The following is a 16143-nucleotide window of genomic DNA, read 5'->3' as shown; positions in this document are numbered from 1 at the left end:
GGGAGTGGTGGTCATGACGGTTGTCGGTGCGCTGGTCTTCGGCCTGGTCGTCGGCTTCATCACCTACCGCACGCTGGTGCGCACCGCGGACAAGGCCGCCGTGACCGACCTCGTGGCGGTCGTCGGCGTGATCGGCGGCGGCGTGGTGACGAACCTGTACGACCCCGCGGGCGACCCCTTCGCCTGGTACGCCATCGGTCTCGCGCTCGGCATGGCCGTGTTCTTCCTCGCCTACTGGAAGATGAACGGCAAGAAGGCGCTCGCGAAGGTGATGGGCGACGAGACCGTGGTCCTCGGCTCTCCCGCTCCGCGCCCGGCTCCCGAAGGCCCGCAGGCCTAGCTGAGGAACCCGCGCAGCAGGGACGCGGTGCCTTCCAGGTGTTCGGCCATCTCCCGCCGCGCGCCTGCCGCGTCGCCCGCCAGCACCGCCGCGACGATCCGCCGGTGCTGCTCGTTCGAGTGCGCCAGGTTCGGGTGCAGCACCGGGATCGAGTCCAGCAGCTCGTTGACCCTCATCCGCACGTCGGCGACCGCGGCGGTCACCGAGGCGGACCCGGTCGCCTCCGCGACGGCCAGGTGCAGCCGCGAGTCGCGCCGCCGGTACTCCCCGACGCCCGCCGCCTCGCACTCGGCGAGCCGGGCGAGCAGGTTGTCGCGGTCGTCCGGCTCCAGCTCCCGGAGGGCGGCGGCCTCGGCCGCGCCCGCCTCCAGGACCCGCCGCAACGTCAACGCGTCCACGAGGTCACCGCCGCCGCCCCGCTCCGAAAGGGGTTGGGGCAGCGGCAGCACCTCGTTGACGAACGTGCCGCCGTACCGGCCTCGGCGCGACTCGACGTACCCGGCCTCCTGCAACGACCGGATGGCGTCGCGCAGGGTCACCCGGCTCACGCCGAGCCGGGTGGCCAGGTCGCGTTCGGCGGGCAGGCGGTCGCCGGGGACCGCGATGCCCAGCCGGATCGCTTGCAGCAGGCGTTCGACGGTCTCCTCGAACGCGTTGCCCGCGCGCACCGGCCGGAACACCGCGGCGTCGGCCGTGGACGGCGGCTCCACTACAAGGGCGTCACGTAGGCGCCGGAGATGCCGCCGTCGACCAGGAAGTTCGACGCGGTCATGAACGAGGAGTCGTCGCTGGCCAGGAACGCCACCGCGGCGGCGATCTCCTCGGGCTCCGCGAACCGGCCGAGCGGCACGTGCACCAGCCGCCGGGCCGCGCGCTCGGCGTCCTTGGCGAACAGCTCCTTGAGCAGCGGGGTGTTGACCGGTCCGGGGCTCAGGGCGTTGACGCGCACGCCGTCGCGGGCGAACTGCACGCCCAGTTCGCGCGACATCGCCAGCACGCCGCCCTTCGAGGCGGTGTAGGCGATCTGCGAGGTGGCCGCGCCCATCGTGGCGACGAACGACGCCGTGTTGATCACCGAGCCCTTGCCCGCGTCGAGCATGTACGGGATGACGTACTTGCAGCACAGGTACACCGAGGTGAGGTTCACCCGGTTGACCCGCTCCCACGCCTCGATGCCGGTGGTGAGGATCGAGTCGTCCTCGGGCGGCGAGATGCCCGCGTTGTTGAACGCGATGTCGATCCGCCCGAACATCCCGTGCACGGCCGCGTAGAGCGCGCGCACGTCCTCCTCGTTGGTCACGTCGACCCGGTGGAACTTGCCGTCCACCTCCTTCGCGGCGGCCTCGCCCGCGTCGCGGTCGACGTCGACGATCACGACCCGCGCGCCCTCCGACGCCAGCCTGCGGGCGGACGCGAGCCCGATCCCGCTGCCACCACCGGTGATGACCGCGACGCGGTCTTCGAGCCGTCGTACCATCAGTTCTGCTCCTCGGAAGAGATGAACACGTTCTTGGTCTCGGTGAACGACGCCAGGGCGTCCGGCCCCAGTTCGCGGCCGAGCCCGGACTGCTTGAACCCGCCGAACGGCGTGGAGTACCGCACGGACGAGTGCGAGTTGACCGACAGGTTGCCCGCCTCGACGCCGCGGGAGACGCGCAGCGCGCGGCCGACGTCGCGGGTCCAGATGGAGCCGGACAGGCCGAACTCGCTGTCGTTGGCCAGCCGGACGGCGTCGGCCTCGTCGGTGAACCGCAGCACCGACACGACGGGGCCGAAGATCTCCTCGACGGCGGCCGGGTCCGACGGCGACGCGGGGGTCAACACCGTTGGGGGGAACCAGTATCCGGGCCCCTCGGGCATCGAGCCGCGGAACGCCACGGGCGCGTCGGACGGCACGTAGGAGGACACCTTGGCGTGGTGCGCGGCGGAGATCAGCGGACCCATCTCGGTCATCTCGTCGCCGGGAGCACCGACGACGACACCCTTGACCGCGGGCTCCAGCAGCTCCATGAACCGGTCGTAGGCGCTGTCCTGCACCAGGATCCGCGACCGCGCGCAGCAGTCCTGCCCGGCGTTGTCGAACACGCCGTAGGGCGCGGTGGCCGCCGCCTTCTCCAGGTCCGAGTCCGCGAACACGATGTTCGCCGACTTCCCGCCCAGTTCCAGCGTCACCCGCTTCACCTGGTCCGCGCAGCCCGCCATGATCTGCTTGCCCACGCCGGTCGACCCGGTGAACACGACCTTGCGCACCGCCGGGTGCGTCACGAACCTGTTGCCCACCACCGAACCCTTGCCCGGCAGCACCTGGAACACGTCCTCCGGGATGCCCGCCTCGCGGGCCAGCTCGCCGAGCCGGATCGCGGTCAACGGCGTCAGCTCGGCGGGCTTGAGCACGACCGTGTTGCCCGCCGCCAACGCCGGCGCGAAGCCCCAGCCCGCGATCGGCATCGGGAAGTTCCACGGCACGATCACGCCGACGACGCCGAGCGGCTCGTGGAACGTGACGTCCACGCCGCCCGCGACCGGGATCTGCCTGCCGAACAGGCGTTCCGGCGCGGCGGAGTAGTAGTGCAGCACGTCGCGGACGTTGCCCGCCTCCCACCGCGCGTTGCCGATGGTGTGCCCGGAGTTCAGCACCTCCAGCGCGGCCAGTTCCTCGATCGCGCCGTCCACCGCGTCGGCGAACCGCCGCAGCAGCCTGCCGCGGTCGGCGGGCGTGACGGACCGCCACGACGCCAACGCCTTCTCGGCCCGAGCGATGGCCGCGTCCGTCTCCTCCACCGAGGTGAGGTCGACGCTGCGCACCACTTCCTCGGTCGCCGGGTTGATCACGTCGAACGTGCTGGTCACCTGCTGGCCCTCTCCTCCGCCGTGCGCACCAGTGCGGCGAACAGCCGCACGTCCTCGATGTTCTGCTCCGGGTGCGACTGCACGCCGATCGCGAAGCCCCTGCCGTCCAGCTCGACCGCCTCGACGATCCCGTCCGGCGCGGTCGCGACCGCGCGCAGGCCGGGGGCGAGCGCGTCGAGCGCCTGGTGGTGGTGGCAGAGCACGGCGGTCCGCTCGCCGACGATCCCGGCCAGCGCGCTGCCGCGCACCACGTCGACCTCCGTCTCGGCGAACACGCCGGGGCTCTTGACGTGGCCCTCCACGTGCTGGTGCAGCGTGCCGCCGAGCGCCACGTTGAGCACCTGCATCCCCCGGCACACGCCGAGCAGCGGCAGGTCCAGCGCGAGGGCCGCGTGGACGAGCGCGAACTCCGAGTCGTCGCGGCTCTGCCGGGGCGCGTCGGTCAACGGCCCCGGCTCCTGCCCGTACGCCAAGGGGTTCACGTCCGCGCCGCCGGTGATCACCAGCGCGTCGAGCCACCCCAGCGTCTCCGGCCGCCAGTCGCCGCCGGGCGGCAGCAGCACGGGGTTGCCCCCGGCCGCGCGCACGCACTCGACGTACGTCTCGTGCAGCACGGCGGCCTTGGTGTCCCACAGGCCGAAGCGGACCGGTTCGAGGTAGGTGGTGAGCCCGACGAGGGGCCTAGAGCCGTTCGAAGCCACGCACGCGCTCCCAGTCGGTGATGGCCGCGTCGAACGCCGTCAGTTCGACCTTGGCCGCGTTGAGGTAGTGGTCGACCACGTCGTCGCCGAACGCCTCACGGGCCAGCGCGCTGTCCGCCAGCGCGTCCGCCGCGTCGCGCAGCGTCGTCGGCACGGTGGCGCGCTCGGAGGCGTAGGCGTTGCCGGAGAACGGTTCCTCCAGCGCCAGCTCGTCGTCCACGCCCTTGAGCCCGGCCGCGATCAGCGCGGCGACGGCGAGGTACGGGTTCACGTCGCCGCCGGGCACGCGGTTCTCGAACCGCAGCGACTGGCCGTGGCCGACCACGCGCAGCGCGCACGTCCGGTTGTCGCGGCCCCAGGCGATGGCCGTCGGCGCGAAGCTGCCGGGCACGAACCGCTTGTAGGAGTTGATGTTCGGCGCGAGGAAGTAGGTCAGCTCGCGCAGGTGGGCGAGCTGGCCGGCGAGGAAGTGCTCCATCAGCGCGGAGAACCCGTGCGGCTCGTCACCGGCGAACGCGGGCTGGTCGTCGTCGGTGCGCAGGCTCAGGTGGATGTGGCACGAGTTGCCCTCGCGCTCGTTGTACTTCGCCATGAACGTCAGGCTCTTGCCGTGGTTCGCGGCGATCTCCTTCGCACCGGTCTTGTAGATGCTGTGGTTGTCGCACGTGGCCAGCGCCTCGGTGTAGCGGAACGCGATCTCGTGCTGGCCGGGGTTGCACTCGCCCTTGGCCGACTCGACCTGCATCCCGGCGCCCTCCATGCTGACGCGGATGTCGCGCAGCAGGGGCTCGATCCGGCCGGTGCCCAGCATCGAGTAGTCGACGTTGTACTGGTTCGACGGCCGGAGACCGTGGTACGCCTTGTCCCAGGCCTGCTCGTAGGTGTCGTCGAAGACGATGAACTCCAGCTCCGTGCCGACGAACGCCCGCAGCCCGCGCTCGGCGAGCCGGTCGAGCTGGCGGCGCAGGACCTGCCGGGGCGAGGCGGTGACCGGGTCGCCGTTCTCCCACTCCACGTCGCACATCACCAGCGCGGTGCCGGGCAGCCACGGGAGGCGGCGCAGCGTGCTCAGGTCGGGTTTCATCACGAAGTCGCCGTAGCCGGTGTCCCACGACGACATCGCGTACCCGCCGACGGTGTTCATGTCGACGTCGACGGCGAGCAGGTAGTTGCAGCCCTCGGTCGCGTGCGACAGCACCTCGTTGACGAAGTACCGGGCCGCGCACCGCTTGCCCTGCAACCGGCCCTGCATGTCGACGATCGCGACGAGCACCGTGTCGATCGTGCCCGCCTCGACCATCGACCGGAGTTCGACCTCGCTGAGCAGACCTTCGCTGTGCATCCCGGTTCCCTTCCCTAAAGGTCTGTTACGGAACCATTGCGCGCTATTGCTACACGCGCGTCTGAGCTGTGTCAACGCTCCCCCGCGGTGGGAACAAAGGGGAGTTACCCCAGTGACACGAACGAGTTAAGGTGTTGCCCGCCAGGTCCGGGGGCCACTGCTGGCGGTGAACGACGTCCCCTGCCGACAAGGGGACGGACTCACGTGAGAGCCAGACACCTCGCCCTGCTCACCACCGCCGGACTGGTCGCCACCACGCTGAGCCTGGTGGCCGCGCCCGCCGCGCAGGCCGTGGGCGCCACGTGCGCGTCCGCGCGGATCATGGTGGTCAAAGCCGACGGGACCCTGTGGAAGTACGACCACACCGGTGTCGCCGAAGGCCTGCCGACGTGGGGCCCCGGCGCGCAGATCGGCGCCGCCTGGGGCGGTCGCACCCTCGCGGGCGTCGACGGCGTCGTCTACAACATCACCGACACCGGCGAGCTGCGCCGCTTCCGCTACACGGACGCGGGCGGCTGGGCCGTCTTCCCCAACGGCCTGAGCTACGAGGTCCTCGGCACCGACTGGGAGGCCTACGTCGACGAGGCGTGGCGCGACCGGATCACCGTCGACTCGCTGGGCCACCTCTACGCGGTGGACGTGGACAACCACCTGCGCGTGTGGGTCGACCAGCCCGGCCCGTGGACGCCGAACAACACCGGCAGGCTCGTGGACGCGCGCAAGACCGGCCCCCTGGTGTTCGGCGAGATCACCGCCGCGGGCCCCGGCGTGATCCTGGAGCGCGACTTCTTCACCGGCGAACTGCGCCGCTACCGCTACGAGTACGCCTCGCAGCGGATGGTCGTCGAGCCGGTCGTGTCCGGCTCCGGCTGGGGCGCGTTCAGCACGGCCTTCTCCCCCGGCGGCGACGTGATCTACGCGATCCGCACGGACAACGGCGAGCTGGACTGGTTCCGCTACGACCAGGACACCAACACCACCCCCAGCCCCAGCGCGCGGATCGTCGGCACCCAGTGGGGCGGCAACCGCGACGTGCTGGCGGTCCCGAACTCCTGCACCCGCACCGACTACGCCGTCACGCCGCGCCCCGCGGTCGCGCGCGTGCTCGACACCCCCAGCACGCTCGCCGAGACCGCCGACGGCCGTCTCGTGCAGTACCGGGTCAACAACGCGGGCCAACTCGTGAAGCTGACCGAGAAGGCCAACGGCACCGGCTTCACCCAGAAGGTCATCACCGGCACCGCGGTGAACGGCGTCCCGCAGGGCGTGCTGAACCCCGACCTGCCCGAGGAGTTCTTCGCCGGCGCGCAGAACAGCGAGGTGCTGCGCGGCACCGGCACGACGCTGACGACGTCGATCGGCGGCTTCTTCCCGACCGAGCCCGCCGCCGTGAAGCGCTCCGGCGGCCGCACCGCGCTGTACGCGGTCGGCGAGGACGGCGCGCTGTGGGCGAGCAAGCGCGTGGAGGAGGAAGGCGACTTCGGCGCGTGGCGGAAGGTCGGCGGCGCGAACCTGGTCGGCCCCGCGGTCGCCGTGCTCGGTGACAACGACGGCGAGTGGGTCGCCGCTCGCACCACCACCGGTTCCGTCGTGCGCTTCAAGCAGGACGAGGACGGCGTGCCCGGCGAGTTCGTCGACCTCGGCGTGATCGGCTCGGCCAGCACACCCGCCATCGCCTTCAGCAACGGCAAGCAGTGGGTCGCCACCCGCGACGCGGCGGGCGCGGTGCAGGTCCAGACCGCCACCGGCGGCTGGGTCGCGCTGCCCGGCGTGACGGCCGTGGGCTCGCCCACGATCGCCCGCTACGGCGACCGCGTGGAACTGGCCGTGCGGGACGCGGCGGGCCGGGTGTACACGACCGGCAACACCGCCGCCGACGCCACGACGTTCCGCCCGTGGGCCGAGGTGCTGGAGCAGGCGGCCGTGCCGACCTCGCACGTCCACGCCACGCTCGACCCGACGATCGGCACGCGCGCCGACGGCTCGGTGACGCTGGTGTTCCGCAACCTCCACGGCTCCACCACGATCGAGGAGCTGTACGACACCGCTCCCGGCGCGGCCACGCCGGTCTACGACCGCGGGTTCGACAACTAGCTCGGCCGGGGAACGGGGCTGGCCTGCCCGTCCCGTTCCCCGACCTGGCACGATCGCGGTGTGAGTGACATTCAACGTGTGGGAGTGGTCGGTTCCGGGCTCATGGGCTCCGGGATCGCCGAGGTGTGCGCGCGTGCCGGTCTCGACGTCCTGATCGCCGAGGTGGACCTGGGCGCGACCGAGGCCGCGAAGGCGCGGATCGCGACCTCGCTCGGCCGGGGCGTGCGCAGCGGCAAGCTGACCGAGCGGGACCGCGACGCCGCGCTGGAGCGGATGCGGTTCACGACCGACATCGCCGACTTCGCCGACCGGAACCTGGTCGTCGAGGCCGTCGCCGAGGTCGAGCAGGTCAAGACCGAGGTGTTCGCGGCGCTGGACAAGGTCGTCGAGGACCGGGACGCGATCTTCGCGTCGAACACCTCGTCCATCCCGATCATGAAGCTGGGCATGGCCACGAGCCGCCCCGAGCACGTCATCGGCGTGCACTTCTTCAACCCCGTGCCGGTGCTCAAGCTGGTCGAGCTGGTGCCGTCGCTGCTGACCGGGCAGGAGACCCAGGACAGGGCGCGCGAGTTCGTGACGACCGTGCTGGGCAAGGAGGTCATCCGGTCGCAGGACCGCGCGGGCTTCGTCGTCAACGCCCTGCTGATCCCCTACCTGCTGTCGTCGATCCGGATGCTGGAGTCCGGGTTCGCGTCGGCGGACGACATCGACAGCGGCATGGTGCTGGGCTGCGCGCACCCGATGGGCCCGCTGCGCCTGGCCGACCTGATCGGCCTGGACACGACCAAGGCCATCGCCGAGTCGATGTACGACGAGTTCAAGGAGCCGCTGTACTCCCCGCCGCCGCTGCTGCTGCGCATGGTGGACGCGGGTCTGCTGGGCAAGAAGAGCGGGCGCGGGTTCCACGACTACGCGCGCTGACGGGACGGGCCGCCCCACCTCGGGGCGGCCCCACCGGTCAGCTCGCGACGACCGCCGCGGACGTGCGGGCCAGCGCGCCCGTGCCGGGGTGGCAGTTGACGTAGGCGAAGCGGACGGCGTCGGCCTCGGCCACGTGGACCTCGTGCCACAGCAGCAGCCGCAGGTCGACGTTGTAGGGCTCCACCAGCGCCGTCCAGAAGTCGCCGAGGATCCGGTGGTGCGTCGGGTGGTGGTGGGCCCAGCGCATCAGGTCGGCGATCCCGGCCCACCACGCGACCGTGCAGCTGCCGGGCAGGTCCTCGCCGGTCGTCGGGTGCACGTCGTGCAGCAGCCGCGCCGAGAGGCAGCCGCTGTCGACGGGGTTGTCCCGCATGTACTCGAAGCCCGCGCGGAAACCGGGCTCGACCTTGTCCCGGTAGACCTCGCGCTGCTCGTCCGGCGCGACCGACCAGTCCTGCGCCGTGCGGATGAGGCACAGGTTGCCGGGCGCCCGCGTGACGGTGACCCGCCTGCCGAGCGTCGACGCGCCCTCCGGGAGGTCGGTCTCGAACGGCACGCCCTCGGCCTCGAACGCGTCGTGCTCGCTGTCCGGGATCCGGTCCAGCGCGGCGAACGCGTAGTCGTGCAGGTCCGTCGGCTCCATCGGCTGCCCGAGTTCGGCGGGGCCGACGGGCGCGGGAGCGGAGTACATCGTCTCGTGCCGCCGGACCGGGCTGGTCAGCACCTCCACCCAGTGGCCGACCGGGCCGTCCACGTCGAGCCCGGTCCACCACTCGCGCACGGGTGCGGACTCCCACCAGGCCGCGTGGCCCGCGACGTCGGTCCAGTAGCAGAGGAACACCTCGTTGACCGCGCCCGCGGCGTCCTCGTGCCGACCGCGGTCCACCTTCGCCGGGCCGCCCGGCAGCGCGAGGAGGTCGACGACCGCGGCGACCGCGCCCTCGGCGGCCTCGCGGGTGGGGGCCTGGACACCGAACTGCGCGAACACCACGGCGTCCACGCCGTCCGGCCAGCTGACCTGGTGCGCGGGGCCCCCGCGCGGTTCGTGGCCCGCGGGCCGGTGGGTGCTGGGCATGGGGGTGCTCCTCGGGATGTGGTGGGCGTTCCTCAGACGTGCCGGGTGTCCACGGACGTGCCGTAGACGCTGCACCGCAGGTAGACGCCGATGTCGGCGCGCGACCCGCCACCCGTGCGGTAGGCGAGCAGTTCCTGGAGCCCGGCCGAGCCGTCGAGCGAGCGCGGCGCGACCCGTTCCAGCATGGCGAGGTAGGGCGCGGGGTCGAGGTCCTCGCCGCTCATGACGTCGGCGATGCGGCGACCGGCGTCGGCGTCCGACGGCGCGTTGCGCGGCAGCCGCAGGTAGACGTTGGCCTCGGCGGCGCCGTCGCCGTCCGCGCGGAACGACAGGCACGTCATCGGCGAGTTCTCCACCCGCGTCGCGTCCTGCCCGTACACCGCGTGGAACGCGCGCAGTGCCCGGTCCTGGTCGTGCGCCGCGGCGAGGGAGGCCACGCGGTTCAGCTCGGGCAGGTCCATCGGGGGATGTCGGAAGTAGACCTTCGCGCGGGCGTCGCCGTCGTCGGTCAGGTCGAGGGCGAAGAACTCGAGCTCGTGGCCGTCCGCGGCGAGCGCGCGGCAGTGCTGGGCGACCGGCTCCCACGCCCGCGCCCGGCCCAGCCGGGCCATGGCCTCGCCGACGACCTCGGCGGAGCGCTCGACGCCCTGCGCCTGCGGGTTGAGGTAGACCTTGTAGCGGGGAGCGGCGCCCTGCCGCCAGGCGAGGGAGTTCCACACCGTCGGCCGGTACAGCTCCGGCGCCTCCACGACGAACAGGTCCTCGATCCGCGCGTACCCGTCGACCGACACCCCCGGTTTCCCGGCGAGGGAGCGCGTGAGCTCCTGACCAGCCGCTTGACAACTCGCGGGGCTCAGCTCCGGCCCCAGCGACTCGAATAGGATCCGGACTTCCGGCACCCCGTCCCGCCAGCTGACCGAGAACTCGACCGGGAAGCCGTCCCGTGAGACATAAGAGGGATAACGCCGTTGCGGACCTATAAGATTCGCGCCCCATCCGGCGGTGATGAACTCCAGTTCGGCCAGCGGCTCCGCGGCGATCTCGGGAGGATATCCCAGGCCGGAACAGAGGGCCATCCAGGTGTCCACGACGAACTGGGTGTAGGAGATAGTGGAAACGGTGAACAGCCCATCGCGCTGCGCAGCGTCGACGACCGTAGCGCGACTGGACATTTCCGCACCTCCGGGCGTAAGGAATACTCCATACGCCTTATAAAACGCAATGACCGCCTGCCGACTGAGCTATGGGTCACAGCCATGTTTCCCCGCACACTCCGTCACCGAATTAGACCGAAAGGGTGACTCTCCCTGTGGCCAGCAAGAAGAAAAGTCAATACGCCGAACAGCCCATCGTCGATCACGTTTGCGTGATCGGAGCCGGCATCTCGGGTCTCGCGATCGCCCGAACACTTCGCAAACGCAACGTCCCTTTCGTCTGCGTGGACCGGACCAGCGGTGTGGGTGGTATTTGGCGACAGCCGAGCACCGGCGAACCCGGCCCCGGATATCGATCGCTGCACCTCAACACATCGCAGAAGATCACCGGGTTCGCCGACATCCCCATGCCGTCGCACTATCCGCGGCACCCCCGCCACGACCAGATCCGGGACTACCTCGAGGCCTACGCGCGGGCCCACGACCTCCTCCCCCGACTGGAGTTCGACACGGACGTCGTAGGCGTGCAACAGGGCGAAAATTCCACGTGGGAGGTCACGACGGTGCACCGGCCCACCGGCGAGCGGACCCGGAGGAGCTTCCGGCACGTCGTGGTCGCCACCGGCCACCAGTGGGACCCGGTGCGCCCGCACGACGGCATTCCGGGAGCCGATTCATTCCCCGGCGAACAACTGCACACGTTCGACTACTCGACCCCGTTCGACCACCTGGAAAAGCGAGTCGCGGTCGTCGGTTTCGGTAATTCGGCGGCCGATCTATCGGTCGAGTTGTCCCGCCTGGCTTCCAAAACAATCCTGTCGTTCCGCCGCAGCCTCCACGTGGTCCCGAAGACCCTCGTCGGGATCCCGATCGACGAGATCGCCACCACCCGCTGGTGGAGCCGCATGAAGTTCGCCGAGCAACAACGGTTCATCACCCTGCTGCTGAGGATTATTCGCGGGAAACTCACCGATTACGGAATCCCCAAGCCGGACCACAAGCTGTTCACCGGGCCTTTGACGATCTCCGACGAACTGCTCAGCCGGATCAGCCATGGCGATATCACGGTGAAACCGTCCATCGCTCGTTTCGAGGGTTCCACGGCGTGGTTCACCGACGGCACGAGCGAGGAGTTGGACGCGGTGATCTACTGCACCGGGTACCACATCTCGTTCCCGTTCCTGCCCCCGGACTGCGCTTTCACCAGCACCGGCAGGGTGGGGCTGTACCAGCGGGTCGTCGCCCCGCGGCACGAAGGGCTCTACTTCGCGGGTCTGCTCAAGCCCGTCGGTTCCATCACGCGACTCGTGGAAATGCAGTCGAAATGGATCGCGGACCTGATCCAGGAAAAAGCCGTCCTGCCGCCCGCGGACGTCATGGAGGCGGAGGTGGAGGAACACCTCTCCGCGACGGCGAGCCGGTACGGCACGACCGCGCAGGACTCCATCCAGGTGGATGTCGCCCCGTACCTGGGCGCGCTCAAACGGGAACGCGCCCGGCATTCGCCCGTGCGGATGCGCGAGCACGGCTGAGGGAATGCCCCGCCACCGGAGTGGCGGGGCTCCGGCCGAATCAGGCCATCGCGTCGAGGCGGGCCATGGCGTGCTCGATGATGCCGACGAGAACCGACTTGCTCGATTCCCGGTCGCGCACGTCGCACAGGATCACCGGGATCGCGGCGTCCAAGTCGAGCGCGCGCCGCACTTCGTCGATGCCGTAGGTGTGCGCGTTCTCGAAGCAATTCACCGCGACGATGAACGGGATGTCCCGGCGCTCGAAGAAGTCGATCGACGGGAAGCTGCTGTCCAGTCTTCGGGTGTCGACCAGCACGACGGCGCCGATCGCGCCCTGCGCCAGCTCGTCCCACATGAACCAGAACCGACCCTGGCCGGGCGTGCCGAACAGGTACAGCACGATCTCCGGGCTGATCGTGATGCGGCCGAAGTCCAGCGCGACCGTGGTCGTCGTCTTGCCCTCGACGCCCGCGAGGTCGTCGACGCCGACGCTCGCCTCGGTCAGCAGCTCCTCGGTCTGCAGCGGGGCGATCTCGCTGACCGACTTGACCATCGTCGTCTTGCCGGTGCCGAAGCCACCGGCGATGACGATCTTGACCGGGGTGGGGACGAGCAGTTCTCCGCCTGGCCGCTCAGATTCCACGGACGCCATCCAGCACCGCCTGAAGTAGGTTCCTGTCCGGAATTTCCGCGATCCGTGCGGGATCGCGGATGACGACGTCACCGCGCTGGATGAGGTCGCTCAACAACACCTTCACCACGACGAGCGGCACGTCGAGGTAGGCGGCGACCTCGGCGACGGAGAGCGGGCGCCTGCACAGCTCCATGATCTCCAAGTGCTCCACCGTCAACGACTCCGGGTCGGAGGCGGACGGCATCGCGCGCACCTGGGTCACCAGGTGCAGCTCGGCGGTCACCGGTCGGGTGCGGCCGCGCACCATCGCGTACGGGCGCACCACCGGGCCCGCCGCCTCGTCGTACCACCAGTCGCCGCGGCCGGTCATCAGGACGACCTACGAGCCGAGGGCAGGGGCGGCACTACTTCGACCCGCGGCGCCGAGGAGAGGTAAGTTCCGACTCTTTTCACGAGCATGTTCATCTCGTAGGCGATCATGCCCATGTCGGCGTCCTCCTCCCCGAGCACAGCGAGGCACGCCCCGTGGCCCGCAGCGGTGACGAAGAGGTACGCGTGCTCCATCTCGACGATGGTCTGCCGCACGGCGCCGCCCCCGAACTGCCGTCCCGTCCCTCTGGCGAGGCTCTGGAAGGCCGACGCCATCGCGGACAGGTGGTCCGAGTCGTCCTTCGACAGTCCCGGCGACCGGCCGAGGAGGAGCCCGTCGGCGGAGAGGACCACGGCGTGCCGTGCTCCCACCACTCGACCGACCAGGTCTTCCAACAACCAGTTCAGTTCGTTGTGCTGGCTGTTCATGTCGTTCATGTGGAGATTGCCCCTTCCAGGCTCACGTCATCCACGACGAATCACGGTTCGAGGTCGTTGTCGCTGCGACGAGCCTCGCGCGCGCCCTTTTGGAAGGCGGCCAAGCCCTGACGAGTGCGTTCGGCGGACCGCTCGATCTCGGCCTCCGCGATGGGCGGGGGCGGGGCGAGATGATCGTCCGTCGCGAGTTGGGGCGCCAGGTTCTGCTGGCGACGTCTGCGTGGGAGCTCGGGCCGGTCCCTCGGCGATTCGATCTCCATCTGCACGGTCTCCGGGGCTTCCGGGTCGTCCAGCGGCCATTGGGCTTCCCTCGGCCGCTGGGGCAGCTCCACCTGGGCGATCACGGACGATCGCGGCGCTGCGCTGGTATCTCCGGCGACGTCCGTCTCGGCCTTCGCCCAGAAGTCCTCCACTCCACTGGAAAACTCCACCGATCCTCCGGGAAACCTGGCCTCCTCGGTGAGGTCGCCCTGGCGGGTGACCTCGGAGTGGACCAGGTTGTGCTCGGGCGCCCCGCGCCGCGTCGCCACCTCGGCGGCGTTGGCGGGCTCGACGTTGGACGACGGTCCGGCGATGATCTCGGACGGGATGAGCACCAGCGCGAGCGTGCCGCCGTAGAGCGACTCGCGCAGTTCCACGCGGATCTTGCGCCGGTCCGCGAGGCGAGCCACCACGAACAGGCCGAGGCGCGACTCGCCGCGCAGCGACATGGCGTCGAACTCGGGTGGGTTGGCGAGCATCTCGTTGGCGCGGGCCCGGTCCTCCGGGCTCATGCCGAGGCCGTGGTCCTCGATCTCGACCACGATGCCCTGGGGCACCTGGCTGCTGTGCACCTGGACCTGGGAGCGGGGCGACGAGAACGCCGTGGCGTTGTCGACCAGCTCGGCGATGAGGTGGATCGTGTCGGCGACCGCGCCGCCCACCAGGGCGGTCTCGGGCACCGGGTTCATCTTCACGCGGACGTACTGCTCGGTCTCGGCGACACCGGCGCGCAGGATGTCGATCATGCGCACGGGCTTGCGCCACTGACGGCCGGGCTGCTCGCCCGCGAGGATGATCAGGTTCTCGGCGTTGCGGCGGGCGCGGGTGGCGAGGTGGTCGAGCTGGAACAGGGCGTCCAGCTGGTCCGGGTTCTCCTCCTCGCGCTCCAGCTTGTCGAGGATCTTGAGCTGGCGGTGCACGAGGCCCTGGTTGCGGTGGGCGATGTCGAGGAACACCCGGTTCACGCCGTCGCGGACCTGGCTCTCCTTGACGGCCGCGGCGACGGCGGTGAACTGGGCCGCGTTGAACGCGTCCGCCACCTGCCCGATCTCGTCCCGCCCGTAGTCGAGCGAGGGGACCTCGACCTCCACGTCGACCGGCTCGCCCTTGCGCAGCCGCTCGACGATGTTCGGGAGCCGCTCGTGCGCGAGCTGGAGCGAGTCCTTCTTCAGGCCGATGAGGCGGGTGATCAACGCCTTGTTCACCAGCGTGTGCGAGATCCGCACCGCCAGCATGATGCCGCCGAGCACGACGATCAGGGCGATGAGGCTGCCGATGATGACGAGGATGAACTTGCTGTTGCCGTTCGCGAGACCGATGTCGGACGCGGCGGCCGCCTGCTTGACGGCGAGCGTCACCAGGCCCTCGGACACGGGGGTGATCAGGTTCTGCCACTCCGCGAGGTCGACCCGCGTCGACGCGTCGCCGACCATCCGGTCTTCCAGCTCGGTGAGCTTGCGCCAGGCGTCGGAGGCCTCCAGGTCGCGGTAGAGCGTCTGGACCTCGGGCTCGGCGAACGGCATCGTCGACGTGAGCGACGAGTGGTAGGACCCGACCAGGCCGGAGAACTCCAGGTGGTCGGCGTTCGACAGGTCACCGGCGTTCGTGCCGCCCGCGGCGATCGAGGACGCGCGGGACATCCAGTCCGCCGCGCGGAACAGCTCGGTCGCGTTCAGACCGCCCTGACCGGCCTCGTTGTCCGGGACGATCCGCGCCTGCGTGCCGAACAGCGCGGTGCCCGCGTCGATCACGCCGTTGAAGTAGGCGTAGATGTCGGCCTTGCTGACCCGGCCCGCCTCGATCTGCGCGCGGCGCTGCTGGAGTTCCGCGAGGGTGGCGTTGAGCCGCGAGATGCGGTCGTTCACCTCGGGCGGGGCGCTGCCGGAGAGCTTGTCGAACGCCGCCTTCATCGTGGTGACGGCCTGGTCGACCTGGCGCTGCTGGGCTCTCAGCGGTTCGAGGTCGGGCGAGCTGACGCTGAGCGCGGTCATGGAGAGCTGCCGTTCGCGCTGGATCGCCACGAACGTGTTCACCGCCGGGATCGACGCGTCCTTGACGCTCGACGCGACGGCGCGGATGTAGAAGCCGTCGAAGACGGTGTACGACGAGAAGGCGAACCACATCACCAGCAGGATGACACTGGGCACGACGACCACGCCCGTGAGCCGGGACCTGATTGTCGTGTGGTCGGTCTCCGTTTTGCTCTTCTGCTTCACAGCGCTCCGCAGCTTCGTGAATCTGGTTTTGCCAGGGCAGGCGCTGCACGTGAGATCCGCCAGCGGCCACGACATTCGTTTGGCCACGAAACGGTAACACTGAAGATCATCATTACCAAGAGACAGCGATCACTCGCACGGCGCGTGCGAGAGGGTACCCATTCGTGTGACACATGGGAACACGGGGCCGACGTGGAATCCCTGAATTGGGAACGCCGACCCCGTCCACCT

At 70.1% G+C, this 16143-nt stretch carries 15 protein-coding genes; 4 read left to right on the top strand and 11 right to left on the bottom strand.

The window, feature by feature from the left end; genetic code table 11:
- Window positions 1–13 precede the first annotated feature (13 nt).
- Window positions 14–340 carry a hypothetical protein gene (locus ACFWW9_RS27160; RefSeq protein ID WP_390383649.1) on the top strand — a complete coding sequence of 109 codons (327 nt, stop codon included), beginning with the start codon at window positions 14–16 and terminating at the stop codon, window positions 338–340.
- Here ACFWW9_RS27160 and ACFWW9_RS27155 read toward each other — a convergent pair.
- From ACFWW9_RS27155 to ACFWW9_RS27135, 5 genes are read right to left on the bottom strand one after another with little or no spacing between them, the layout of a single operon-like run.
- Window positions 337–1050, bottom strand: coding sequence for a FadR/GntR family transcriptional regulator (locus ACFWW9_RS27155; protein ID WP_390383647.1), 714 nt, complete (start codon window positions 1048–1050; stop codon window positions 337–339). The two genes, ACFWW9_RS27160 and ACFWW9_RS27155, sit on opposite strands and share 4 nt — an antisense overlap.
- Window positions 1050–1817 carry a 3-oxoacyl-ACP reductase gene (locus ACFWW9_RS27150; RefSeq protein ID WP_390383645.1) on the bottom strand — a complete coding sequence of 256 codons (768 nt, stop codon included), beginning with the start codon at window positions 1815–1817 and terminating at the stop codon, window positions 1050–1052. The genes ACFWW9_RS27155 and ACFWW9_RS27150 overlap by 1 nt, the downstream gene beginning before the upstream one ends.
- Window positions 1817–3190 carry an aldehyde dehydrogenase family protein gene (locus tag ACFWW9_RS27145; protein WP_390383643.1) on the bottom strand — a complete coding sequence of 458 codons (1374 nt, stop codon included), beginning with the start codon at window positions 3188–3190 and terminating at the stop codon, window positions 1817–1819. Before ACFWW9_RS27145 ends, ACFWW9_RS27150 begins: the two co-directional genes overlap by 1 nt.
- Entirely contained in the window at window positions 3187–3891 is a 705-nt protein-coding gene (locus ACFWW9_RS27140; RefSeq protein WP_390383641.1) for a gamma-glutamyl-gamma-aminobutyrate hydrolase family protein, read from the bottom strand. Before ACFWW9_RS27140 ends, ACFWW9_RS27145 begins: the two co-directional genes overlap by 4 nt.
- Window positions 3872–5233: a glutamine synthetase family protein gene (locus ACFWW9_RS27135; RefSeq protein WP_390383639.1), complete on the bottom strand. Its 1362-nt coding sequence runs from the start codon at window positions 5231–5233 to the stop codon at window positions 3872–3874. The genes ACFWW9_RS27140 and ACFWW9_RS27135 overlap by 20 nt, the downstream gene beginning before the upstream one ends.
- Window positions 5234–5437: 204 nt before the next feature.
- On the opposite strand from ACFWW9_RS27135, the gene ACFWW9_RS27130 reads away from it, so the two are divergent.
- On the top strand, window positions 5438–7327 hold the full coding sequence (locus ACFWW9_RS27130) for a tachylectin-related carbohydrate-binding protein (protein WP_390383637.1): 1890 nt from the start codon (window positions 5438–5440) through the stop codon (window positions 7325–7327).
- Between the two features lie 60 nt (window positions 7328–7387).
- Window positions 7388–8251 carry a 3-hydroxybutyryl-CoA dehydrogenase gene (locus tag ACFWW9_RS27125; protein ID WP_390383635.1) on the top strand — a complete coding sequence of 288 codons (864 nt, stop codon included), beginning with the start codon at window positions 7388–7390 and terminating at the stop codon, window positions 8249–8251.
- A gap of 37 nt (window positions 8252–8288) precedes the next feature.
- Here ACFWW9_RS27125 and ACFWW9_RS27120 read toward each other — a convergent pair whose 3' ends face one another.
- Together ACFWW9_RS27120 and ACFWW9_RS27115 are read right to left on the bottom strand one after the other, a co-directional pair.
- Complete coding sequence (locus tag ACFWW9_RS27120; RefSeq protein ID WP_390383633.1) at window positions 8289–9326, bottom strand: phenylacetaldoxime dehydratase family protein; 1038 nt, start codon at window positions 9324–9326, stop codon at window positions 8289–8291.
- Window positions 9327–9358: 32 nt separating this feature from the next.
- On the bottom strand, window positions 9359–10498 hold the full coding sequence (locus ACFWW9_RS27115; RefSeq protein WP_390383631.1) for a tryptophan dimethylallyltransferase family protein: 1140 nt from the start codon (window positions 10496–10498) through the stop codon (window positions 9359–9361).
- A 137-nt stretch (window positions 10499–10635) separates the two neighbouring features.
- Between ACFWW9_RS27115 and ACFWW9_RS27110 the strand changes: the two genes are divergently transcribed.
- Window positions 10636–12012: a flavin-containing monooxygenase gene (locus ACFWW9_RS27110; protein WP_390383629.1), complete on the top strand. Its 1377-nt coding sequence runs from the start codon at window positions 10636–10638 to the stop codon at window positions 12010–12012.
- A gap of 40 nt (window positions 12013–12052) precedes the next feature.
- On the opposite strand, the gene ACFWW9_RS27105 is transcribed toward ACFWW9_RS27110, so the two are convergent.
- The 4 genes from ACFWW9_RS27105 to ACFWW9_RS27090 are packed head-to-tail and all read right to left on the bottom strand — an operon-like array spanning window position 12053 to window position 15912.
- Window positions 12053–12646, bottom strand: coding sequence for an ATP/GTP-binding protein (locus ACFWW9_RS27105; protein ID WP_390383627.1), 594 nt, complete (start codon window positions 12644–12646; stop codon window positions 12053–12055).
- Entirely contained in the window at window positions 12627–12998 is a 372-nt protein-coding gene (locus ACFWW9_RS27100; protein ID WP_259628708.1) for a DUF742 domain-containing protein, read from the bottom strand. The genes ACFWW9_RS27105 and ACFWW9_RS27100 overlap by 20 nt, the downstream gene beginning before the upstream one ends.
- On the bottom strand, window positions 12998–13435 hold the full coding sequence (locus ACFWW9_RS27095) for a roadblock/LC7 domain-containing protein (protein ID WP_390383625.1): 438 nt from the start codon (window positions 13433–13435) through the stop codon (window positions 12998–13000). Before ACFWW9_RS27095 ends, ACFWW9_RS27100 begins: the two co-directional genes overlap by 1 nt.
- Before the next feature lie 41 nt (window positions 13436–13476).
- Entirely contained in the window at window positions 13477–15912 is a 2436-nt protein-coding gene (locus tag ACFWW9_RS27090; RefSeq protein WP_390383623.1) for a nitrate- and nitrite sensing domain-containing protein, read from the bottom strand.
- Window positions 15913–16143: the final 231 nt, after the last annotated feature.

The organism is Umezawaea sp. NPDC059074 (genome assembly GCF_042738955.1).
Classification (GTDB): Bacteria; Actinomycetota; Actinomycetes; order Mycobacteriales; family Pseudonocardiaceae; genus Umezawaea.
The sequence above is the reverse complement of the archived record's forward strand: the minus strand, read 5'-3'. Positions and strand labels throughout refer to the sequence as shown.